The organism is Nocardioides pocheonensis (genome assembly GCF_003725535.1).
GTDB classification, from domain to species: domain Bacteria; phylum Actinomycetota; class Actinomycetes; order Propionibacteriales; family Nocardioidaceae; genus Marmoricola; species Marmoricola pocheonensis.
Genome location: NZ_RJSF01000019.1, coordinates 405,650 through 427,237, shown reverse-complemented (window position 1 = coordinate 427,237; position 21,588 = coordinate 405,650). Strand labels below are relative to the sequence as shown.

The following is a 21,588-nucleotide window of genomic DNA, read 5'->3' as shown; positions in this document are numbered from 1 at the left end:
CTGAGAGGATCACGGGCATGAGCGGGCTGGAGGTCCTGGTCGCCCTGGCGATCGCTGTCGGTCTCGCGGGAGTGCTCGTGCCGGTGCTCCCGGGCACGTTGCTGGTCGGCGCCGCGATCCTCCTCTGGGCCGTCGAGCGCGGCGGGGCCGCCTGGATCGTCCTGGTCGTGGCGCTGGCCCTGCTCGCGACCGGATCCGTCGTGAAGTACCTCGTGCCGGGTCGCCGGCTGCGCCGGGCCGGCGTACCGGCCTCCACGCTGCTGGCCGGTGCGGCCGTCGGGGTGGTGGGGTTCTTCGTGGTGCCCGTGGTGGGCCTGGTGCTGGGCTTCGTGCTCGGCGTCTACCTCGTGGAGCTGCGCCGGCTGGGGCACACGCAGGCGTGGCCCGCGACGGTGAGCGCGCTGAAGGCGGTCGGCCTCGGCGTCGCGATCGAGCTGACCTTCGCGGTCCTGGCCGCGGCCACCTGGGCGGTCGGGGTCGTGGTGACCTGATGGTCGTGCTGTTCGCGCTGGGCTCTGCGATCCTGTACGGCGTCTCGGACTTCATCGGCGGCCTCGCCTCGCGCCGGCTGTCGGTCTGGCCGGTGGGACTGCTGGCCTGCACCGGGGCCCTGGTCGGGTCCGTCCTCATCGCCCTCAGCCGGCCCGGCGAACCGACCGCCCAGGACCTCGGGTGGGGGCTCGCGGCCGGCGTCGGCAGCGGCTCGGGCACGGCCTTCCTCTACCGCGGGCTGGCGCTCGGCCGGATGGGGGTGGTCGCGCCGGTCTCCGCGGTCGGAGCGGTGCTCGTACCGCTGCTGGTCGGCCTGCTCACCGGCGAGCGGCCCGACCTGCTCGCCTGGGTCGGCATCGTCGTGGCGCTGCCCGGGATCTGGCTGGTCTCGCGAGCCGAAGGCCCGGTCGACGGGTCGGTGGACGGCTCAGGACGCGCCGGGACCGTCGAGGGCTTCGTCGACGGCCTGCTCGCCGGCCTCGGTTTCGGCGTGCTCTTCGCCTGCCTCGGCCAGGTGCCGGACACCGCCGGCTACTGGCCGCTCGTGGCGAACCAGGTGATGTCCGTGCTGGCGATGGCCCTGGCCGCCTGGGTCCTCGGCGGCAACCCGGTCCCCCGGCGGCCGGCCGAGGCGCTCGGCCTCGTCCCGGGGGTGCTGGCCGCCCTCGCCGTGCTGCTGTTCATCCAGGCGACCCACCACGGCATGCTCAGCCTGTCCGCCCTGATCAGCTCGCTCTACCCGGCGTTCACGGTGCTGCTCGCCGTGGTCGTCCTCCGCGAGCGCGTGCACCGCGGCCAGGCGCTCGGCCTGGCGCTGTGCGCCGCGACCATCGTGTGCATCTCGCTGTCGTGACCGGCGCGAGGTGGCGTGACCCGACCCGCCTCCGGTCGGTGAGATCCCGCGAGCCGAACTGAAACGTGTTCTAGCATTCCGGCATGGGTCTCCTCATCGCCGACGACGCGCGCGTGCGCACGCTCACCCTCGACCGTCCCGACGCGTTGAACGCCTTCAACGAGGCGCTGTACGACGCCACCACCGAGGCGCTCCTCGACGCCGCGGCGGATCCGACGGTGGCCGTCGTCGTGCTCACCGGCAACGGTCGCGCGTTCAGCGCCGGGACCGACCTCCTCGAGATGCACCGGATGGCGACGGACCCCGCCTTCCAGCGCGGCAAGCACGGCTTCCTGGGCCTGGTCGACGCTCTGGCCGCCTTTCCCAAGCCCCTGGTCTGCGCGGTCAACGGCGTCGGCCTCGGCATCGGCGCCACGGTGCTGGGCTTCGCCGACCTGGCCTTCATGTCGACGACCGCCCGCCTGAAGTGCCCCTTCACCAGCCTCGGCGTGGCACCCGAAGCGGCCTCCAGCTATCTCCTCCCCCGGCTGATGGGACGCCAGAACGCCGCCTGGATGCTGCTCTCGGCGGAATGGATCGGCGCCCAGGAGGCCCTGGAGAGCGGCCTGGTCTGGAAGGTCTGCGAGCCGGACGACCTGCTTCCCACCGCGCGCCGGTACGCCGAGACCCTGGCGTCACGGCCGATCTCCAGCCTGGTCGCGGTCAAGGAGACGATGACGGCGCCGCTGCGCGCCGAGATCGCCGCCGCGCGCGAGCGCGAGAACGCCTGCTTCGCCGAGCTGATGGGCGGACCGGCGAACCTGGAGGCGCTGAGCGCGTTCGCCGAGGGCCGCGAGCCCGACTTCACGGGGCTTCCTGCCGGCTGGTGACCGGGCGCCGGACCTGCCCGAAAACCGGTACCCGCGACCGGTCGGTCGTGATTGGTTGGCCCGATGGGCCTCGCGACGTACGCCGACCTCGCACGCAACCCCGTCGTGCGGCGGATCCTCGTGCTCGCGATGCTGATCAGGATCCCGTTGTGGGCCGCGGGCGTGGTCCTGACGCTGCACGTCGTCACGCACCTGGACCGGTCCTACACCGAGGCGGGCGTCGTCGAGATGGTGCTCGCCGGAGCGCTCGCGGTCAGTGGGCCGTGGCGAGGTCGGCGCCTCGACCGGATCGGGCTGCGCCGCACCGTGACGCCGTCGCTGGTGGTCCTCTCGGTGACCTGGTCGATCGCTCCGTGGGTCGACTACTGGCCGCTGGTCGCATTCGTGGGTCTGGCCGGGCTCTTCGTCGTGCCGTCGTTCTCGATCGTGCGACAGGTCCTGCTCGCCGCCGTGCCCCTGGAGCAACGCACCGCGGCGCTCTCCGTCGACTCGGTGGCCGTCGAGCTGTCGTTCATGATCGGCCCGGTCCTGGGCGTTCTCGCCGCGACGTACCTGCCGACGCCGATCGCCCTGACGATCTGCCAGCTCACCGCGGTCCTCGGAGCGCTCGTCCTCTGGGTCGCCGACCCTCCCCTGGGCCGCGACCACGCGGACGTCACGGAGAAGCAGCGCGTGCGCGACTGGCTGTCGCCCGCGGTGGTCATGGTGCTCGCGCTCTGCGTCGCCGCCACGGTGATCCTCACCGGCGAGGACCTCGGCGCGGTCGCCGCGATGCGAGCGATGGGGCACACCACCTCGATCGGCTGGGTGCTGGCCCTCTGGGGACTGGGATCGGCGGTCGGCGGGATCGTGTACGGCGCGCTGCGCCGGCACCCGCCCGCGTCGGTCCTGCTGGTCCTGCTCGGGTCGTCCACCCTCGCCGTCACCGTCGCCGACGGCCGCACGGCCTTCACCGTGCTGCTGTTCCTCTCCGGGCTCTTCTGCGCACCCACGATCACCGCCACCATCGACGACCTCAGCCGGGCGGTGCCGGCCAACGTCCGTGGCGAGGCGATGGGCTGGCACGGCTCGGCCCTGACCCTCGGCGGCGCCGTCGGTGCGCCCGTGGTCGGGTGGGCGATCGACCACGGCGGCTGGGACGGCGGGTTCGAGCTCGCCGGCGCCCTCGGCCTCACGATCGCGCTGCTCGGGTTGGCGGTGCAGGGAATCCACCGGCGCAACCTCGCGGCCCGACCCGACGAGGCCGGTACGACGGCGGTCCCCGCCGCCTGACGCCCCAGCGTCCCGGGCCACCGCTCAGACCGGCTCGAGGCCCCGCGTCAAGGCGTGGGTCACGGCCCACTGCCGGTCGTCCCCGCTCCACCGGGGGAAGCCGCCGGTGGCGAAGACGCGCTGCAGGTACGTGACGAACGACATCGCGACCTCGGTGACGACGAGCGCGTCAGCGCAGGCGTCCGGAAGGACGAGGCCGTACGGTGCGCCACCGCTGACGTTGTTCTTGTGCAAGTGGTCCGGCGCGACGGGGAGCCGGAACGGTCTGCCCTCCCGGTCCTCGCGCCACTGCTCGAACTCGTCGAGCAAGGACGGGCGCACGTCCTCCCCCGGGTAGCGCAAGCCGGCCACCTCGACGACGAGCGGGTCCGCCGCGGCAGAGGTCTCCCACTCGGGGTGGGTGCCGACCATCCACACGTCCCCGACGATGCGCACCCACGACGACAACACCATCGGCACCGGGCCGAAGGTCTTCTCGAGCCAGTCGACGAACGCCTCCGCGTCCGGCCCCGGTGCGGCCAGGGGTGGTACGGGCGTGCCGGCGTCGTCGTTCGCGTGAAAGCGATAGCCCTGCTCGAGCAGCCGCTCGATGAGCACGTCGATGTTGCGGCGCGCCCGGCGAGCCATCTCGTCACAGACCGCTTGAGCCTCGCCGGCGAACGCCGGGTCGCGCACGTGAGCGCCGAGCTGGCGCAGCTCGTGCCACACGAGGTCCCTCTCGCCGTCGAGGTAGCGAGAAAGCCAGCGGGGGTGTTCCGTCACGAGAAGGACTGTGCAGGACCGTCGACGCTGCGGCAATCCGCCGCCCGCGCCACCTCACCGGAATCGTGACGGAGCGCCCCGGTCAGCCCCGGACGTCCCGCGGGTCGTCGCCGTAGGTGTTGCGCTCGGCGATCGTGCCGTCCTCGTTCTTGATGATGTGCTCGGAGCGGCGCTCCCGGGCCAGGTCCCGTCCCGCGGCCACGGCCCGGTCCTTGGTCTGGAAGTAGTGCTCGGTGTGGTGCTCACCCTCGATGAGGTTGCCCCACATCCCGTCGCGGTGGACGGTCTCGACGTCGCCCTTCGGCATGGTGTCTCCTCTGCGGTCGTCGCACGGACACCCTCCCCGTGGCCCCGGTGCCCACAACGGACGAAGGCATGAGGCCGCAGGGCCCCCGAGACTCAGTCCAGGTAGTCGCGCAGCACCTGCGAGCGGCTCGGGTGCCGCAGCTTCGACATCGTCTTCGACTCGATCTGGCGGATCCGCTCACGCGTGACGCCGTACACCTTGCCGATCTCGTCGAGCGTCTTCGGCTGCCCGTCGGTGAGGCCGAACCGCATGCTCACCACGCCGGCCTCGCGCTCGGACAGCGTGTCGAGCACCGCGTGCAGCTGCTCCTGGAGGAGCGTGAACGAGACGGCGTCGGCCGGCACGATCGCCTCGGAGTCCTCGATGAGGTCGCCGAACTCCGAGTCGCCGTCCTCGCCGAGCGGGGTGTGCAGGGAGATCGGCTCGCGGCCGTACTTCTGCACCTCGATGACCTTCTCGGGGGTCATGTCGAGCTCCTTGGCGAGCTCCTCCGGCGTGGGCTCCCGACCGAGGTCCTGCAGCATCTGGCGCTGGACGCGGGCGAGCTTGTTGATCACCTCGACCATGTGCACCGGGATGCGGATCGTGCGGGCCTGGTCGGCCATCGCACGCGTGATCGCCTGCCGGATCCACCAGGTGGCGTACGTCGAGAACTTGTAGCCCTTGGTGTAGTCGAACTTCTCGACCGCACGGATCAGGCCGAGGTTCCCCTCCTGGATCAGGTCGAGGAACAGCATGCCGCGGCCGGTGTAGCGCTTGGCCAGCGAGACGACGAGGCGGAGGTTCGCCTCGAGCAGGTGGTTCTTGGCCCGCTTGCCGTCCTCGGCGATCCACTCGAGCTCTTCGCGCATCTTGTCGGAGATCTTGCCGCCCTTGCCGAGCTTCTCCTCGGAGAACAGGCCCGCCTCGATCCGCTTGGCGAGCTCGACCTCCATCTCCGCGTTCAGCAGCGGGACCTTGCCGATCTGCTTGAGGTAGTCCTTCACGGGGTCGGCGGTCGCGCCGGCCACCATCACCTGCTGCTCGGGCTCGTCGGTCTCGTCGGCAGCGGAGACGGTGAAGGCCTGCTTCTCGTCCTCGACGATCGTCGGGTCGGCCTCGAGGTCGGCCTCGAACTGCTCGTCGGGCACGTCGACCAGGAGCTTCTTGCCGTCAGGCCCGACGGCCTGGACCGATGCCTGCAGCTCCTCGGCGGTCGCCTTGGCGGCCGCCTTCTTCGCCGGAGCCTTCTTCGCCGCGGTCTTCTTGGCCGGAGCGCTCTTGGCCGGCGCCTTCTCGGCTGCCTTCGCGGCCTTGGCAGGAGCCTTCTTGGCGGCGGCCTTCGCAGGCTGCGTGGGGGACTTCCGGGCGGCCGTGGTGGACGAGCTCGAGGACACGAACTACCTCTCGGTCAGACGTGGGGGCACTTCTCGGGCGCGGCAAAGCCCGTACCTGTCAACAGCCGCGCCCCCATTCTGGCACGCCCGACCACATGGTCGCGTCCGGGGCCGACGCGTGGCGCACGCTCTGTCGGTGGCCGGCCGCCCGCCGGCCCTCGGACCTGCGGCCCGGGTGCGGCGCCACGAACAGCGCACGAGTCCTCCGTGGCGGGTTCAGGCTGGCCGTTTCCGGGTATTCCGGAACCATGGATTCCCTGTGTGGGGCAGGGCAAGGTCTCGGATCTCGGCTCGCCGGCAACGCGCGTGGCGGTGGCGCGACCCGTCGAGTCGGCGAGCACGCGTGGTGCGGACCCGAGCGATGACCGGCCACGACGAGCGCCCGGACGACCCGCGCTGGGAGCTGACCCTGGAGATCGCCGGGAAGCTCTGGCTCTACGGCGAGCACGTCATCGAGATCGACCCGGTCCCGGCCCAGGAGTTCGTCGACGTGCAGTGGGCGGCGCGCCAGGCCGGACGACTGATCGGCGTCAGGACCGAGCTGGACATCGTGCCCACGGGCGGGGGCTCGTCGACCGTCGTCGTACGGATCACCTACTCCGACCCGGACGGGCGGGGACTGATCCGGGCCCAGGACGGGCTCGACGCGCTGGTGCGGTCGGTGCGCGAGCAGCAGGCGGCACGGGACTCGCTGTCCCGCGGGCGGGTCAGGTCGAAGCGGCCCTGGCCGCCGCCTTCTTCTCCTTCTTGAACGCGCGCACGCGTGCGAGCGACGACTCGTCGACCACGTCCGCGACCGACCGATGCCCCTCGAGGCTGTAGTCCCCGACGGCACGCTCCCAGCCCTCGGGACGCACGCCGAGCTGCTTGGCCAGGAGGGCGGTGAAGATCTGGGCCTTCTGCTTGCCGAACCCCGGCAGCGCCATCACGCGCGCCACCAGGTCCGCACCGGTGGCCGCCTCGGTCCAGAGCCGGGCGGTGTCGCCGTCGTAGGTGTCGACGACCGCGGCGGCGACCGCCTGGATCCGGGTCGCCATCGACCCGGGGAACCGGTGCACGGCGGGCGGGGTCGCGCACAGGGCGGCGAACTCCTCGGGGTCGGCGGCGGCGACCTTCGCCGGATCGAGCGTGCCGAACCGGTCGAGGATCTTCGCCGGCCCCCGGAACGCGTGCTCCATCGGGTACTGCTGGTCGAGCAGCATGCCGAGCAGCAGGGCGAAGGGGTCCTCGCTGAGGACGCGGTCGGCGGTCTCGTCACCGGTGAGGTGGAGCGTGGGAGCGGCCATGGCGCCAGTGTGCCGCACCGGCGCGCGCCTGTGGATCCCGCGGGCGGAGGGGGCCGTCGACCGTGCAGGCTGGGTCGATGGAGGACATCGACGCGCTGCCGCTGGCGGGGCAGCTGAGGGTGGCGCTGTGCGACTTCGTGAGCGCGGCCGGCACGCGTCGGTTGCTGCCGACGCTCTTCCACGTGGGCACGCCGGGTGGTGACCGGATCACGCTGCCGCACGACGCCTCCTTCGACGCCGGGCTTCGCGCCGACCTCGTCGAGCGGGTGCTCGACGGGCTGGACGGGCAGGCCGCCGAGCGCCCCGTCCCCTGGCTCACCCGGACGGGCGACCTCACCCCGACCGACGCCGACTTCGCGTGGTTCACGGCCGCACGCGAGGCCTTCGGAAGGCACGCGCTGGAGCTGCCCGGCTTCTTCGTGATGACGCGCTACGGCTGGCTCAACCTCGCCAACGAGGACCTCATCCGGTGGCGGCGGGTCCGGCCACGGCGGGCCGACGGCTCGAGCCGACGGCGCGACCAGAGCCCCGCCTAGCTGTAGTGCCCATGGACGTTGTTGACGTCTTGACGTGAGGGAGGACCTCCGGGCGGATTGGTGATTGCCGTCTCCAACCGTTTCCGGAGGTCCTCATGTTCAACGCTAGAGCCTGTTCGAAGCCGCGGTTGACGCCGTGGTCGCGTCAGCTGCTGGTGCAGCGGGTGCTCGCTGGTCGTCCAGCTGCCCATGTCGCCGCTGAGATGGGTGTCTCCCGGGCGACCGCCTACAAGTGGTTGGCCAGGTATCGCGCCGAAGGTGCGGCCGGGCTGCTCGACCGCTCGAGCCGGCCCCACCACAGCCCGCTGCGCACCGATCCGCTCCTCGAGGCCCAGATCCTGGCGTTGCGACGTGACCGACGGCTGGGCCCGGCGAGGATCGCGGCGGTGCTAGGTCTAGCACCCTCAACCGTGCACCGAGTCCTGACCCGGCACGGCATGCCGCGGCTGGCCTGGCTGGATCGGCCCACCGGTGCGCCGATCCGCCGCTACGAGCGGGCCCGGCCCGGCGAGCTGATCCATGTCGATGTGAAGAAGATCGGCCGACTCCGCCCCGGTGGCGGCTGGCGGGTCCATGGGCGCGACAGCCTGGAACGCCGCCGTGCCCGCTCCGCGCCACGTGTGGGCTATGAGTACGTGCACGCCGCGATCGACGACCACACCCGGCTGGCCTACGCCGAGATCCATCCTGACGAGCGCGCCGAGACCTGCGCAGCATTCCTGCGCCGCGCGGCCGCCTGGTTCGCCGACCACGGCATCACGATCGAACGCGTGATGACCGACAACGCCATGGCCTACCGACGCAGCCGAGCCTGGCGCGAAGCTCTCGACGACATCAGCGCCGAGGCCCGGTTCACCCGCCGCTACCGACCCCAGACCAACGGCAAAGCAGAGCGCCTGAACCGCACCATGATCGAAGAATGGGCCTACGCCCAAGTCTTCGACTCCGGCGAGCAGCGAGCTGCCGCGCTGCCAGACTGGCTCCACACCTACAACCACCATCGCGGCCACACCGCCCTCGGCGGCCAACCACCCATCAGCCGCGTCAACGACCTACCGGTGCACTACACCTAGCTGGCCGCCTCAGCCTGTGGGCAGGCTCCAGGTGTGCACCGGCTCGTTGCTGTGCATCCGCTCGCGGTACTCCTGGAGCGTCAGCCGCACCGCCTCGTCCCGTGCGGTCGCCTGGTGCTCCCAGGCATGGACCCGGTCGCGGAACCAGCTCGCGCCGTTCTGCCCGCTGCTGCAGCGGGCCTCGATGATGCCGAGGAGGCGGCTGGTCTCGTCGCTGTCGGCACCCCACCCGTCGAGACCCTGCTGCGCCATCGGGAGCAGGCGGCGCAGGACGAGCTCGGTGGCCGACACCTGCCCGATGCCGGGCCAGTAGACCTGCGTGTCGATGCCGTCCCGGGCGGCCACGTGGAAGTTCTCCTCCGCCGCGGAGAACGACATCTGGGACCACAGCGGCCGTTCGTCCTCGGCGAGGGACCGGACCAGACCGAAGTGGAACGCGGCGTTCGCCATCGTGTCGGCGACCGTCGGACCTGCGGCGAGCACGCGGTTCTCCACCCGGAGGTGGGGGCGTCCGTCGACGACGTCGTACACGGGCCGGTTCCAGCGGTAGATCGTGCCGTTGTGGAGCCGGAGCTCGTGGAGGTGCGGCGTGCCGCCCGCTTCGAGGACCGCGAGCGGATCCTCGGCCTCGGTGATCGGCAGCAGCGCCGGGAAGTAGCGGACGTTCTCCTCGAAGAGGTCGAAGATCGAGGTGATCCAGCGCTCGCCGAACCACACGCGCGGGCGGACGCCCTGCGCCTTCAGCTCCTCGCTGCGCGTGTCGGTGGCCTGCTCGAACAACGGGATGCGGGTCTCGGCCCAGAGCTCCTTGCCCAGCAGGTAGGGCGAGTTGGCCCCGACGGCGAGCTGGATCCCCGCGATCGACTGGGCAGCGTTCCAGTACGACGGGAAGTCCTCCGGGCTGACCTGCGTGTGCAGCTGGGTGCTGGTGCAGGCGGCCTCCGGCATGATCGACTCGGAGGTCGTCTCGAGCCGCTCGACGCCGGTGATCGAGATCGCGATGTCCTCGCCGCGGGCGTTGAGGATCTGGTCGCTGAGCAGCTGGTAGCGCGGGTTGGGGCTGATCGTCCCGGGTGCGAGGTGCCCGGCCTCGAGGGTGGGCAGGATCCCGATCATCACCAGGTGCGCGCCCACCTGGCTCGCGCGGGCCTCGGCGTCGTTGAGGCTCGCGCGCAGGTCCTCCTCGAAGCCGGTGATCCCCCGGGTGCCGAGGCGTCTCGGCGCGACGTTGATTTCGAGGTTGAACTGGCCGAGCTCGGTCTGGAAGTCCGGGTTGGCGATCGCCGCGAGCGCCTCGGCGTTCTTCAGCGCCGGTCGCCCGTCGTCGTCGACCAGGTTGAACTCGATCTCGAGGCCGGTCATCGGATCCTCGGCGTCGAAGTGCGCCTGGCGCAGCATCAGGGCGAAGACGTCCAGGCAGCGGCGCACCTTCTCGCGGTGCGCGGTGCGGTCCGCGCGACTGAACTCCTGCTGGTCCACCTCCTGGCCCATGCACCGACCCTAGAGGCAGGTCCATGGCGGAGGACAGGGCCCAAGGCCTCTCGGGCCGGGAAGGCGCCCGGTCAGGAGGCTTCCAGGTCGGGAGGTGACCAGAAGGCCGGCAGCTCGTCCTCGGCGATCGGCGTCCAGGCGCTCGGAGGCACGGCGCCCGCCAGCAGGTGGGCGATGCAGTCGGCCATCGAGTAGTCGGCATCGACCTCGAGGCAGCGGTCCAGGGCGCACCACGCGAGCGCACCCTGACCCGCCAGCCAGGCCGCGAAGGCCAGCAGTGACGCGGCTGCGGGAAGCAGGTCTCGCGGACACCTCCGGACCAGGTCACGCCACAGCTCGACGTGCCGGGACGCCTCGGCGCGCGACATCTCCGCCCAGGCGACGTCGCGCAGCGGTACGCCGTCGACGAGCGCCAGCAACCGCCCGGCGTCCTCGGGAGCGAGCGGCCGACCCGTGCGCAGGTGTCGCCGGATCGTGCGCTGCACCCACCGCGCGTGGTCTGTCACGGTCTCGCAGACGCCCTGGACCGTCAGGAACGCCGGCAGGCCCTCGAAGCCGGCCCCGAACTCCTCGGCCGCCGCCACCACCGCCAGCGCGTCGTCCTCGTCCGCGCACTGCAGGGTCGCAGCGAGCGCGTCGCGGCTGCTCTCGACCACGACGCCGTCCACGACCTGCTCGGCGGTGAACGGGTGCACGCTGAGGTCGTACGTCGTGCCGGGATCGTCCGGGTCACCGGCCGCGTGCACCCGCTCGTCACCCACGCGCAGCACGTCGACGACCCCCACGCCCCGGCCGACGAAGACCGGGAGCGCGGCGTCGTGGAAGGTCGCGGCCAGCCAGGGATCGGCCGTGTAGATCAGGAGCGCGACCCGCTCGACCCGGTGCCGCTCGACGACCTCGGCGAGGAGCTCGACGACCTCGCGCTGCGCGTCCTCCGCAGTCGGCAGGTCGACACGGGCATGAGGAGCCTCGCCGGCCCCGAAGGTGAGCAGCACCACCGAGTCGCGCGGATGGAACCCGAGCACGTAGGGCACCGCGGCCACCAGGTCGAGGGGGCTGCGGGCGGTGAAGGTCTTCCTCGGCTGCGTCATGCGAGCCACTCCACCGGCCCCGCCGGTGTGGCGCAGCGACGTCGTCGAGCGCTGTGGAAGGCGGGCCGCGCTCGCCCGGGGTGGGCGCCAACCGGCCCGCCGTACGATGCCCGGGTGCGCGCCGAGCCGACGATCCTGCACGTCGACCTCGACGCGTTCTTCGCCGCGGTGGAGCAGCGCGACAAGCCGTCGTTGCGCGGCAAGCCGGTGGTGGTCGGCGGGGTCGGCGGTCGGGGCGTGGTCTCGACGGCGTCGTACGAGGCCCGCGCCTTCGGTGTGCACTCGGCGATGCCGACGGCGGAGGCGCGTCGCCGGTGCCCGAACGCCGCCTTCCTGACCGGTCGGTTCCACGCCTACCGCGAGACCAGTCGCGCGGTCATGGCGCTGCTGCGCGGGATCAGCCCGCTCGTGGAGCCGCTCTCGCTCGACGAGGCCTTCGTGGACCTCGCGGAGGCGGACCTGCCCGACCACTCGGTGACCGCGGTGAGCGCGTTCGCACGTGACCTCAAGGCGCGCGTGCGGGAGGTCACCGGCGGCCTCACCGGCTCCGTCGGGGTCGGCACCAGCAAGTTCATCGCGAAGATCGCCAGCGACCTCGACAAGCCCGACGGACTGGTGGTGGTGGCACCGGGCAACGAGCGTGACCTCCTCCGGCCCATGCAGGTCACGGTGATCCCGGGAGTCGGGCCCGCAACCGCGGAGAGCCTGCGCCGGATCGGCGTGCACACCGTCGCCGAGCTCGAGCAGATCAGCGAGGACGAGCTGGTGCGGGTCGTGGGCCGGTCACACGGCCGGAGCCTCTACCTGCTCGCACGCGCCCAGGACGACCGCCCCGTCGTGGCCGAGCGGGAGGCGAAGTCGGTCAGCGTGGAGGACACCTACGACACCGACCACGTGGACCGCCGGTTGCTCGCCGCCCTGCTGGACCGCCAGGCCGGCAAGGTCACCGAGCGGCTGCAGAAGGCACGGCTGTCGGGTCGCACGGTGACGGTGAAGGTCCGGCTCCACGACTTCTCGACCCACACCCGCTCCGCGACCCTGCCGGGGCCGACCGACGACGCCCGCACGGTGGCCCGCGTGGCCCGCTCGCTGCTCGGCGACGTCGACACCTCCGGCGGTGTCCGGCTGCTCGGGGTCGGCGTTTCCGGACTGGCCGACTGGATCCAGGACGACCTGTTCGCCGACCAGGAGCCGGACGAGACCGACCCCTTCGACGAGGAGACCGAGACGGTGCTCGCGCGCCTCTCGCACCGTCGCGTCTGGGCACCGGGCATGGACGTCGAGCACGACGTCCACGGCCGCGGGTGGGTGTGGGGTGCCGGGCGCGGGGTGGTCACGGTGCGCTTCGAGACCGCCGATACTCCCCCGGGCCGCGTGCTGAGCCTCGCGGCCGACGACCCCGAGCTGCGTCCCTACTCCCCTCAGGTCAGCGAACCACCCGAAGGGTGAGCGAGCTGCCCGGCCGGGCCTGCGCGCAGACCGGCAGGTCCTCGGCCACGACCACCGCCACGACCGGGTACCCGCCGGTGGTCGGGTGGTCGTTCAGGAACACGATCGGCTGACCGCTGGGCGGCACCTGCACGGCGCCCAGCACCATGCCCTCGGTGGGCAGCTCCTCGTCGCGGGCCCGGGCGACCACCGGTCCCGCCAGCCGCAGGCCGATCCGGTTGGACTCGGCCGAGACCGTGTACGTCGCCCCGTCCAGCGCCTCGAGCGCCGCGGTGGTGAACCAGTCGGCGCGCGGCCCGAGGCGGATCCGCAGGATGCCTCGCGGCGGGTGCGGGACGGCTTCCGAGCCGTGCCGGGCCCTCCGAGGCGGTCCGAGCGGCAGGAGGTCGCCGACCCGCAGAGGTGCCGGCCCGAGCCCCGAGAGCAGGTCGGCCGAACGGGATCCGAGGACGGACGGCAGGTCGATCCCGCCGGCCACGGCGACGTAGGTCCGGACCCCCTCGTGTGCCGGGCCGACGCGCACCTCGGCGCCCGGCCGCACCGCGTGCGTGGCGCCCCAGCCCACGGCCCGTCCGTCGACGTGCACGTCGCACCGGGCTCCCGTGACCGCGAACGAGGTGGCCCGGGTCAGCCGGACGACCGCGCCGGTCAGCGTCGTCTCCAGGCCGGCGGCAGCCTCCTGGTTGCCCACCAGCCGGTTGGCCAGCCGCAGCGCGGGCTCGTCGAGCGCGCCGGCACGCGGGACCCCCAGGTGCGCCCACCCGGGCCGGCCTGTGTCCTGCACCGTGGTGAGCGCACCGGGGTCGAGGACCTCGATGGCGGCGGCGACCTGCTCAGGTCCCGGCATCGCGGAACCTCACCGTGGTCCCCGGCTCCAGCAGCGCCGGGGGCTCCGCCTCAGGGCGCCAGACCGGGATGGCCGTGGACCCGATCAGCTGCCAGCCACCGGGCGACGCGGACGGGTACACGCTCGCGAACTCGCCCGCCAGGGCCACGGAGCCCGCGGGCACCCGGCTCCGCGGTTCGGCACGTCGGCGCACCGCCAGCGCGTCGGGCAGCCCGGTGCAGTAGGCGAAGCCGGGCGCGAACCCGCAGAACGCCACCACGAACTCGGTCGTCGTGTGGATCCGCACGACCTCGGCCTCCTCGACGCTCCACTGGCGCGCCACCTCGGCGAGGTCCGGACCGTCGTACGTGACGGGGATCTCCACCATGCGGCGCGGACCCGGGTCGAGATCCCCGGCCTGCGGTGGCAGCCCCTCGAGCAGGGCGGCGACCGACTCGACGTCCACCACGCCGTCCAGGAGCACCGTGCGGGCCGCCGGCACGAGATCGGTGACCGCGAGCTCTGCCTGCCGGTCGCGCAGCACGGCGTACGTCGCCGTCACCTCGCCGAGGTCCGCGCACTCGACGAGCAGCGCACGCTCCCCGACCCGCCGCACCTGCATGGCTGCAGTATCGCGGGCCCTCGCCTCGCGTGCAGATCGCCGACGCTCGAGAATCGCCGAAGAATCCCGCGGGAACGCATTTCGGAAAAGCACCGGAAATGGGTGTAGGGCCCGCGAAAGTATGAGTTTCGCGGGCCCTACAAGGTGGATCAGTGGTGATGAACTGTTCCTCACCGGCCGCGACCCTCGGACCCAGCCAGCCCCATCACCTGGCGGCTTTCCGGCGGGTTGCCCCACCGGGTGGATCCTGCGGATCTTGACCGATCCCCGCTTCCCTTGCGGGAGGCGGTGAGAGATTTCTACGTGACCCAGGCCACCCCGCGCAAGGGTTTTCGGAAGGTTTTTCCGGCACTTTTTTCGCCCGCCCCGGTTGTCCACAGAAACCCCGTGCGGATCCACAATTCCGGGCTGTTTCCACAGGATTGCCCACAGGCTCCTGTGGACAACCGGCTAGTCAACGTCGTGCCAGGGGCGGACCAGACAGCCGGCGTCCTCCAGCCGGCGCCGCACCGTGCGCGCAGTCTGTACGGCGTCCGGGGAGTCGCCGTGCACGCACACCGTGCGCACCACCCCCGCCTCGGCGAACGCGACGGCGTTCCGGGCGACCTGCTCGGCCCCCTCGACCAGGGCGCCCGCCCGGTCACGCGGCACCAGCCGCCCGTCGGCGGTGTAGCCGCGGTCGGGGAACCCCTCGGGAACCACCGTCCGCCCGGCCTGCCGGGCCAGCTCGAGCAGGACGGATCCGGGGAGGCCCAGGACCGGCAGCGAGCCACTGCCCTCGAGGACGGCCACGGCGTGCTCCTCGTCGTCCACGGCCCGGTTGTAGAGCGCGCCGTGCGGCTTGACGTAGGCCACCTCGATGCCGGCGCTCGCTGCCTGCGCCCGCAGCGCCTCGACCTGCTCGAGGACCCAGCGGGCGAGCAGGTCACCCGCGACGTCCATCCGGCGCCGGCCGAAGCCCTCGCGGTCCAGGTAGGAGACCTGCGCGCCGACGACGACACCGCGCTCGGCCGCGCCGGCGCAGACCTCCCGCATCACGACCGCGTCGCCGGCGTGGAAGCCGCAGGCGACGTTCGCGCTGGTGACCACCTCGAGCAGGCCGGCGTCGTCGGTGATCCCTTCGCCGAGATCGGCGTTGAGATCGATCCGTCGGGACGCCCGCTCCGAACCACCTCCGGGTGCACTCATGGCACCCAGTGTGGTCCGTCTACTGAGAAGTCGCTGAGAACCTCATCGGCCCGGCAACTTCGGGTACCTGCCGGTCGTCGTACCTGTCAGAAGGCACGGACCCGGACGGGAATCCTCAGCCGGGCACACGCGTTGAACGTGTGAACCAGAACCTCGGGTTCACCTGGAACAGATTGGGAGGCGGCCGTGACCACAAGTCGCACGGAGCGCGAGATCGAGGGCCGCGACAGCGTCGGCCTCTACCTCGACGAGATCGCGCGTACGCCGCTGCTCGACGCCGCCACGGAGGTCGAGCTGTCGAAGGCGATCGAGGCGGGCCTGTTCGCCTCCAGGCTGCTGGAGGAGGGCCGGGTCGGTCGCCGCAAGGGTGGTGCGCCCGGCAACGCCTCCCAGGCCGAGCTCGAGTGGCTGGTCGAGGAGGGCGAGCGCGCGATGCAGCGCTTCATCAACGCCAACCTGCGCCTGGTGGTGTCGATCGCCCGCAAGTACGGCCGGAGCGCGATGCCGATGCTCGACCTCATCCAGGAGGGCAACACCGGCCTGATCCGCGCCGTCGAGAAGTTCGACTACGCCAAGGGCTACAAGTTCTCCACCTACGCCACCTGGTGGGTGCGCCAGGCGATCACGCGCGGCATCGCGCAGCAGGCGCGCGTCGTCCGGCTGCCGGTCCACGTCGTCGAGGAGCTCAACCAGGTGTCCTCGGCGCGCCGCACGCTCGAGCGCCAGCTCGGGCGCGAGCCGGAGCCGCAGGAGATCGCCACCGAGCTCGGTATGGACATCGACCGCGTCCTGGACCTGATGAGCTGGGGACGCGACCACGTCAGCCTGGACACCCCGCTCGACGTCGACGGCGACACCTCGCTCGGCGACCTCATCGCCCAGGAGAGCGCACCGGGTCCCGACCTCACCGTGCTGGACACCGAGGCGCGCGACCGGCTCAACACGCTGGTGGACCATCTGGACGAGCGCTCGGCGGACATCGTCCGGTCGCGGTACGGGCTGGTCGACGGACGCCAGCACAAGCTCGCCGACATCGGCGCCCGGCACGGGATCTCGGCCGAGCGGGTGCGCCAGCTCGAGCGCGAGGCGATCGCCAAGCTGCGTCGGCTCGCGGACCCCGACCTGGCCGCCTGAGACGACCCACCCGATCCCCCGGCGAGCGCGACGTCACCACCCGGTGACGTCGCGCTCGTTCGTCGTCTCGGGTGCCTCAGACGGTGAAGGTGATCCCCCGGGCTGCGAACCGTGAGCGGACCAGATCGGCCGCCTTCTGCCCGTCGCGGGCCAGCGCCGTGAGGTACGTCGCCCTCGCCGCGGCCGAGAACGACGTGTCCGGCGCGTAGTCGAACTGGGAGTCCACGAGCGTCGTGTCCCAGCGCGCCGTGCTCAGGCGCAGCCCGACGTACCCCTGACGGATCTCCCAGAGCGCCTGGCTCCAGATCTGCCCGTCGTGGTGGACCTCACCGGACTTGTCGGCGACGGTCATGTCCGTGTGGAAGCTGCGGATGCAGTGCGGGGCGTCGGTGTAGGACGTCGAGTCCCAGTCCATCGGGCACGACGGGTCGGCGTTGACCGGCCAGCCGTACTGCCGGGCCGCCGCGAGGCCCACGGTGACGGCGAAGTAGTCGCCCCACGCCTCGCCGATCGAGCCGGCCTCCTCGCTCTGCCCGAAGCCGGGCACCTGCGAGGCGTGCACGGCGTGGCCGTACTCGTGGACGATCACCTCCGCGTCCTCGGCGTCGTCGACGCCGCCCTTGCCGAGCCGGATCCGGTAGGGCTTGTCGGTCTGGTAGGAGTTGTCGCCGCCGTACTGGTCGATCTTCACGTCGAAGGACTGGTGCACGATGCCGGGCAGGGTCGTCCCGAAACCGAGTGACTGCAGGTACTCCTGGGCCTGGTTGACCCAGAAGTAGGCCATCACCTGCTCGAACTGGTCCTGGCTGCGGTCGTAGAGGAACGTGTTGGTCGTGCTGTACGCCGGTGTGCCGGTCGCCGAGTCGACGGTCACCCAGGCGCCGCGCAGGTAGCCGGAGCCGTCGAGGTTGCGCAGCTGCGCGACCGCGTAGTCGTCCGCCGGCACGGCGGTGGCCGAGTCGTTCTGGTCGGTCAGCGACTGGTCGCCGCTCGACTGCACCGGGTTGACCATGAAGATGCGTGCCGTGCCGGTCGAGGAGCCGCTGCCGCCCTTGGTCGCGCCGGCGGGCGAGGCCAGGACGAGGGCGCCTCCGGACGCCAGGGCGAGGGACAGGGACACGGCCGTGCGGACCGCGGGACGAGCACCGAGCATCGAGACCTCCGAGTGGTGGGATTCCGCACATCCTGCGGTACGACCCGGTGTTCGCGCCAGATCAGGAGCGCAGATCGCGCAGTTCGGCGTAGATCTTCTCGACCTGGCGGCGGAGCTCCTCACGGCTACCGGTGTTCTCGATCAGGTACGTCGCGATCGCTCGCCGGTCCCCGGGGGTCGCCTGCGCCGCGATCCTCGCCAACGCGTCCGCCTCCGTCCAGCCGCGGTCGCGGACCATGCGCTCGACCTGGACGTCCTGCGGTGCGTCGACCACCACGACCGCGTCGAAAGTGTCGGCACGCCCGCTCTCGGCGAGCAGCGGGATGTCGTGGACCACAACAGCGCCGGCCGGTGCGTGGGTCTCGAGCTCGACGATCCGCTCGAACACGAGGGGGTGCACGATCGCCTCGAGCCGGCGTCGCGCCGCCTCGTCGTCGAAGACCAGCGCCCCCATCGCGGCGCGATCCAGGTCGCCCTCGGGCGTGAGCAGCTCGGGCCCGAACTCCTCCACCACGGCCGCGAGCCCCGGCGTGCCCTTGGCGACCACCTCTCGGGCGAGCGCATCGGCGTCGATCACGACCGCACCGAGCTCACGCAGGATCGCCGACACGGTGCTCTTGCCCGTCGCGATGCCACCGGTCAGACCCACCCGCACGTGCGCGGCCGTCTCGTCCACCATGGGTCGAAGTATCGCCGACCCGCCGGCTGGCACCATGAACGGCATGCAGCTGGAGACCGGGGACCGGGTGGCGCTGCTCGTGCCCGGGTCGGAGGCCTACCTGGACGCCGTCATCTCGCTGCTGGTCCGCGGCGTCGTGCCGATCCCCCTCGACCCGCGGCTGACCTCCCACGAGCGCGACCGGATCCTCGCCGACCTCGACCCGGCCCGCGTCGTGACCGATGACGCCGCGCTCGCGGCACTCTGCACCGGCTGGGCGCCCGGCGACGTGCCGCTCGCGCGACCCATGCACGTCACCAGCGGCACGACCGGCACGCCGAAGGGCGTGTGGAGCGGAGTCCTCACCCTCGACCGAGCCCGCGCCCTGGTCGCGGAGGAGCAGGAGCTGTGGGGCTTCGCCGCCGAGGACGTCAACCTCGTGCTGAGCCCGCTCTACCACTCGGCACCGTTGCGGTTCGCCATGGGCACGTTGCTGGCCGGCGGCCGGGTCGTCGTACCGGGGCCGTTCGATGCCGACCGGGTGACCGCCGCGATCACCACCGAGCGGCCCACGACGATGTTCTGCGTGCCGACCCACCTGCAGCGGCTCTTCGAGCACTGGGACGCGTGCGGGACGCCCGACCTGTCGAGCTTCCGCCTGGTCGCGCACGCGGGCGCGCCGTGTCCCGAGCCGCTCAAGCGCCGGCTGATCGAGACGTTCCGGCCCGGCTCGACGTGGGAGTTCTACGGGTCGACGGAGGGTCAGTTCACCGCGTGCCGGAGCGAGGAGTGGCTGGCGCGTCCGGGCACGGTCGGCCGCGCACGTCCGGGACGGACGCTCCGCGTCGACCCGGACGGCCTGATCTGGTGCCGCGTCCCCGAGCACGCCCGGTTCGAGTACTACGGCGCGCCGGAGAAGACCGCGGCCGCCTGGCGGCACACCCCCGAGGGTGAGGAGTTCACCGTCGGCGACCTGGGCCGGATCGACGAGGACGGCTACCTCTACCTCGACGGTCGCCGCGAGGACCTCGTGATCACCGGCGGCGTCAACGTCTATCCGGCCGAGGTCGAGAACGCGATCGCGGCGCACCCGGGCGTCACGGACGTCGCCGTGTACGGCGTACCGGACGACCGGTGGGGGCAACGGGTGGTCGCCGCGGTCGTCGGCACCGCGACCCCCGACGAGCTGGACCGCTGGTGCCGCGAACGCCTCGCGCCGCCCAAGCGGCCCAAGGAGTACCACGTCCTCGACGAGCTCCCGCGCACGGCGACCGGGAAGGTGCTGCGCCGAGCGCTCTCCGCCCGCGCCTGAAGCCGCGCTACCGTGCCCGGGACGAGCGCAGCAGGAGGACGACATGGGAGTACCCGGGAACCAGACACGCGGCGAGCCGCCCGCCGGGCTCGCCGAGAGCGAGCTGTTCGCCGTCGACGCGTTCTGCTCGGAGTTCGACGCCACCGTCGTCGAGGTCGACCGCGAGCAGGGCCGATTGCGCCTCTCGCGCACGGCGTTCTACCCGGGCGGTGGCGGACAGCCGTGCGACCTCGGGACGCTGGCCACGCCGGACGGCGCGTTCACCGTCGCCGGCGTACGCCGTGACGGCGGGCCGATCTGGCACACCGTCGATCTTGCGGCTCCCGACGCCGACCTGCCCGACGTCGGCACCGAGGTGCACGGGACGCTCGACTGGGACCGGCGGCACGCACTGATGCGCACCCACACCGCGCTGCACGTGCTGTGCGGCGTGATCTGGGCCGACTACCGCATCCCGGTCACGGGCGGGAACATGGAGCCGCTCCAGGGCCGGCTGGACTTCCCCTTCGACGCGATGTCGGTGGACCTCGGAGCCGCCGTGGAGCGGCGGATCAACGAGGAGATCGAGCGGGCGCACGCGATCGTCGTCGACTTCGTGCCGCGCTCGCTGGCGGACGCGGACGCGGCCCTGATCCGCACGGCAGCCGACCTGATCCCCCGGGAGATCGACCCGCTGCGGGTGATCGACATCGTCGGGCTCGACCGGCAGGCCGACGGCGGCACCCACCTGCTCTCCACCGCGGAGGTGGGTGGCGTGCGCGTCACGAAGACCGAGAGCAAGGGCAAGGGCAACAAGCGGATCCGGATCGAGGTGCTCGACGCGCCGCCCGACCGCGAGGCCCTCTGACCGGTCAGGCCAGGCGGTCGCCGGCGCGACTGAACGACTGCCGGTAGCCCTGCGGGCTGATGCCGCGGGCCCGCGTGAAGTGCTGCCGCATGGTCGCGGCGTTGCCGAAGCCCACCTCCGAGGCGATCCACTCGATCGAGGCGGCGCTGGTCTCGAGCAGCTCCTCGGCCGCAATGACCCGCTGCCGGGTGACCCAGGCGTGCGGGGTCGCCCCCGTCTCGGCCCGGAACCGGCGGGCGAACGTCCGCGGGGACATGTGCGCACGGCGGGCGAGAGCCTCGACGCCATGGTCCTCCGCGAGGTTCTCGGTGATCCACGTCAGCAGCGGGCCGAGGGTCTCGGCCGCGCACTCCGGCACGGCGCGCGCGATGTACTGGGCCTGCCCGCCGTCCCGTTGCGGCGGCACCACCATCCGGCGCGCCACCATCGAGGCCACGCCGGCGCCGTACTCCTTGCGCCAGAGGTGCAGGCACGCGTCCAGGCCGGCCGCCGAGCCGGCCGAGGTGAACACCGGGTCCTCGTCGACGTAGAGCACCTCGGGCACCACGCGGGCCCTCGGGAAGCGCCGCTGCAGCTCGTCGGTGTACATCCAGTGCGTCGTGCACCCGCGACCGTCCAGGAGCCCGGCCTCCCCGAGCAGGAACGCACCGGAGCACACCGACAGCACGCGGGCGCCCCGGTCGATCGCGCCGGTGAGGGCCTCGAGGGCCTCGTGCGGCATCGGCCAGTCCCGCTGGAGCGCGGGCACGCAGACCAGGTCGGCCTCCTCGGCCCGGGAGAGGTCGTGGTCGACGTCGAGGCCGAAGCCCATGCTCGTCGAGACCCGCCCGGGACGGGCAGTGCACAGCGCGAACTCCAGCGGGGGCACGCCGTGGTTCGCGCGGTCGACGCCCCACGCCTCGCAGAGCACGCCGAGCTCGAACGGCGAGACTCCGTCGAAGACCACCACGGCCACGTTGGACAGCATCCGCCCAGCGTCGCACAGGTTTGG

General features: G+C 72.2%; 23 protein-coding genes. 11 read left to right on the top strand and 12 right to left on the bottom strand.

All coding sequences use genetic code 11. The features are described from left to right. The first annotated feature begins 17 nt into the window (after positions 1 to 17). The 4 genes from EFL26_RS07850 to EFL26_RS07835 all read left to right on the top strand — a co-directional run bounded on the left by EFL26_RS07850 (position 18) and on the right by EFL26_RS07835 (position 3,486). Positions 18 to 491 carry a DUF456 domain-containing protein gene (locus EFL26_RS07850; RefSeq protein ID WP_123222312.1) on the top strand — a complete coding sequence of 158 codons (474 nt, stop codon included), beginning with the start codon at positions 18 to 20 and terminating at the stop codon, positions 489 to 491. Further along, a complete protein-coding gene (locus tag EFL26_RS07845; protein ID WP_123222311.1) occupies positions 491 to 1,345 on the top strand; it encodes an EamA family transporter in 855 nt (284 codons plus the stop codon). The genes EFL26_RS07850 and EFL26_RS07845 overlap by 1 nt, the downstream gene beginning before the upstream one ends. Positions 1,346 to 1,428: 83 nt before the next feature. Continuing rightward, positions 1,429 to 2,214 carry an enoyl-CoA hydratase/isomerase family protein gene (locus tag EFL26_RS07840; RefSeq protein WP_123222310.1) on the top strand — a complete coding sequence of 262 codons (786 nt, stop codon included), beginning with the start codon at positions 1,429 to 1,431 and terminating at the stop codon, positions 2,212 to 2,214. Between the two features lie 63 nt (positions 2,215 to 2,277). After that, entirely contained in the window at positions 2,278 to 3,486 is a 1,209-nt protein-coding gene (locus EFL26_RS07835; RefSeq protein WP_123222309.1) for an MFS transporter, read from the top strand. 24 nt (positions 3,487 to 3,510) lie between these two features. Here EFL26_RS07835 and EFL26_RS07830 read toward each other — a convergent pair whose 3' ends face one another. From EFL26_RS07830 to EFL26_RS07820, 3 genes are all read right to left on the bottom strand, one after another. After that, on the bottom strand, positions 3,511 to 4,248 hold the full coding sequence (locus EFL26_RS07830; protein WP_148046663.1) for a hypothetical protein: 738 nt from the start codon (positions 4,246 to 4,248) through the stop codon (positions 3,511 to 3,513). 82 nt (positions 4,249 to 4,330) lie between these two features. Then, complete coding sequence (locus EFL26_RS07825) at positions 4,331 to 4,555, bottom strand: DUF2188 domain-containing protein (protein ID WP_123222307.1); 225 nt, start codon at positions 4,553 to 4,555, stop codon at positions 4,331 to 4,333. Between the two features lie 92 nt (positions 4,556 to 4,647). Then, positions 4,648 to 5,931, bottom strand: coding sequence for an RNA polymerase sigma factor (locus EFL26_RS07820; protein ID WP_123222306.1), 1,284 nt, complete (start codon positions 5,929 to 5,931; stop codon positions 4,648 to 4,650). 343 nt (positions 5,932 to 6,274) lie between these two features. On the opposite strand from EFL26_RS07820, the gene EFL26_RS23865 reads away from it, so the two are divergent. Beyond that, positions 6,275 to 6,682 carry a hypothetical protein gene (locus EFL26_RS23865; protein ID WP_148046662.1) on the top strand — a complete coding sequence of 136 codons (408 nt, stop codon included), beginning with the start codon at positions 6,275 to 6,277 and terminating at the stop codon, positions 6,680 to 6,682. Here the strand turns inward: EFL26_RS23865 and EFL26_RS07815 are convergent. Then, a complete protein-coding gene (locus EFL26_RS07815; protein ID WP_123222305.1) occupies positions 6,639 to 7,217 on the bottom strand; it encodes an HhH-GPD-type base excision DNA repair protein in 579 nt (192 codons plus the stop codon). The genes EFL26_RS23865 and EFL26_RS07815 overlap by 44 nt on opposite strands. Positions 7,218 to 7,294: 77 nt before the next feature. Here EFL26_RS07815 and EFL26_RS07810 point away from each other — a divergent pair, with 77 nt between their 5' ends. Together EFL26_RS07810 and EFL26_RS07805 are read left to right on the top strand one after the other, a co-directional pair. Next, the gene (locus tag EFL26_RS07810; RefSeq protein ID WP_123222304.1) at positions 7,295 to 7,753 is read left to right on the top strand and encodes a hypothetical protein; all 459 of its coding nucleotides are present in this window, start codon (positions 7,295 to 7,297) and stop codon (positions 7,751 to 7,753) included. Positions 7,754 to 7,848: 95 nt separating this feature from the next. After that, positions 7,849 to 8,826 carry an IS481 family transposase gene (locus EFL26_RS07805; protein WP_123222303.1) on the top strand — a complete coding sequence of 326 codons (978 nt, stop codon included), beginning with the start codon at positions 7,849 to 7,851 and terminating at the stop codon, positions 8,824 to 8,826. 9 nt (positions 8,827 to 8,835) lie between these two features. On the opposite strand, the gene EFL26_RS07800 is transcribed toward EFL26_RS07805, so the two are convergent. Both EFL26_RS07800 and EFL26_RS07795 read right to left on the bottom strand, forming a co-directional pair. After that, entirely contained in the window at positions 8,836 to 10,317 is a 1,482-nt protein-coding gene (locus tag EFL26_RS07800) for a glutamate-cysteine ligase family protein (protein WP_123222302.1), read from the bottom strand. Positions 10,318 to 10,388: 71 nt separating this feature from the next. Beyond that, complete coding sequence (locus EFL26_RS07795; RefSeq protein WP_123222301.1) at positions 10,389 to 11,408, bottom strand: DUF4192 domain-containing protein; 1,020 nt, start codon at positions 11,406 to 11,408, stop codon at positions 10,389 to 10,391. 114 nt (positions 11,409 to 11,522) lie between these two features. On the opposite strand from EFL26_RS07795, the gene EFL26_RS07790 reads away from it, so the two are divergent. Next, the gene (locus EFL26_RS07790) at positions 11,523 to 12,857 is read left to right on the top strand and encodes a DNA polymerase IV (protein WP_123222300.1); all 1,335 of its coding nucleotides are present in this window, start codon (positions 11,523 to 11,525) and stop codon (positions 12,855 to 12,857) included. On the opposite strand, the gene EFL26_RS07785 is transcribed toward EFL26_RS07790, so the two are convergent. The 3 genes from EFL26_RS07785 to EFL26_RS07775 form a co-directional block, all read right to left on the bottom strand. Beyond that, entirely contained in the window at positions 12,835 to 13,704 is an 870-nt protein-coding gene (locus EFL26_RS07785) for a 5-oxoprolinase subunit C family protein (protein ID WP_123222299.1), read from the bottom strand. The genes EFL26_RS07790 and EFL26_RS07785 overlap by 23 nt on opposite strands. Next, complete coding sequence (gene pxpB / locus EFL26_RS07780) at positions 13,691 to 14,305, bottom strand: 5-oxoprolinase subunit PxpB (protein WP_123222298.1); 615 nt, start codon at positions 14,303 to 14,305, stop codon at positions 13,691 to 13,693. The genes EFL26_RS07785 and pxpB overlap by 14 nt, the downstream gene beginning before the upstream one ends. Before the next feature lie 450 nt (positions 14,306 to 14,755). After that, the gene (locus tag EFL26_RS07775; protein ID WP_123222297.1) at positions 14,756 to 15,493 is read right to left on the bottom strand and encodes a LamB/YcsF family protein; all 738 of its coding nucleotides are present in this window, start codon (positions 15,491 to 15,493) and stop codon (positions 14,756 to 14,758) included. Between the two features lie 186 nt (positions 15,494 to 15,679). Here EFL26_RS07775 and EFL26_RS07770 point away from each other — a divergent pair, with 186 nt between their 5' ends. Next, positions 15,680 to 16,627 carry a sigma-70 family RNA polymerase sigma factor gene (locus EFL26_RS07770; protein ID WP_123222296.1) on the top strand — a complete coding sequence of 316 codons (948 nt, stop codon included), beginning with the start codon at positions 15,680 to 15,682 and terminating at the stop codon, positions 16,625 to 16,627. Between the two features lie 76 nt (positions 16,628 to 16,703). On the opposite strand, the gene EFL26_RS07765 is transcribed toward EFL26_RS07770, so the two are convergent. Both EFL26_RS07765 and coaE read right to left on the bottom strand, forming a co-directional pair. Further along, positions 16,704 to 17,780 (bottom strand): M36 family metallopeptidase, encoded by a 1,077-nt coding sequence (locus tag EFL26_RS07765; protein ID WP_123222295.1) that lies wholly within the window; start codon positions 17,778 to 17,780, stop codon positions 16,704 to 16,706. Positions 17,781 to 17,841: 61 nt separating this feature from the next. Beyond that, positions 17,842 to 18,459: a dephospho-CoA kinase gene (gene coaE, locus EFL26_RS07760; protein ID WP_123222294.1), complete on the bottom strand. Its 618-nt coding sequence runs from the start codon at positions 18,457 to 18,459 to the stop codon at positions 17,842 to 17,844. 43 nt (positions 18,460 to 18,502) lie between these two features. Here coaE and EFL26_RS07755 point away from each other — a divergent pair, with 43 nt between their 5' ends. After that, a complete protein-coding gene (locus EFL26_RS07755) occupies positions 18,503 to 19,750 on the top strand; it encodes a class I adenylate-forming enzyme family protein (protein ID WP_246000074.1) in 1,248 nt (415 codons plus the stop codon). A gap of 43 nt (positions 19,751 to 19,793) precedes the next feature. Next, positions 19,794 to 20,597, top strand: coding sequence for an alanyl-tRNA editing protein (locus EFL26_RS07750; RefSeq protein ID WP_123222292.1), 804 nt, complete (start codon positions 19,794 to 19,796; stop codon positions 20,595 to 20,597). A gap of 4 nt (positions 20,598 to 20,601) precedes the next feature. On the opposite strand, the gene EFL26_RS07745 is transcribed toward EFL26_RS07750, so the two are convergent. Further along, complete coding sequence (locus EFL26_RS07745; protein ID WP_123222291.1) at positions 20,602 to 21,564, bottom strand: GlxA family transcriptional regulator; 963 nt, start codon at positions 21,562 to 21,564, stop codon at positions 20,602 to 20,604. Between the last annotated feature and the right edge of the window lie 24 nt (positions 21,565 to 21,588).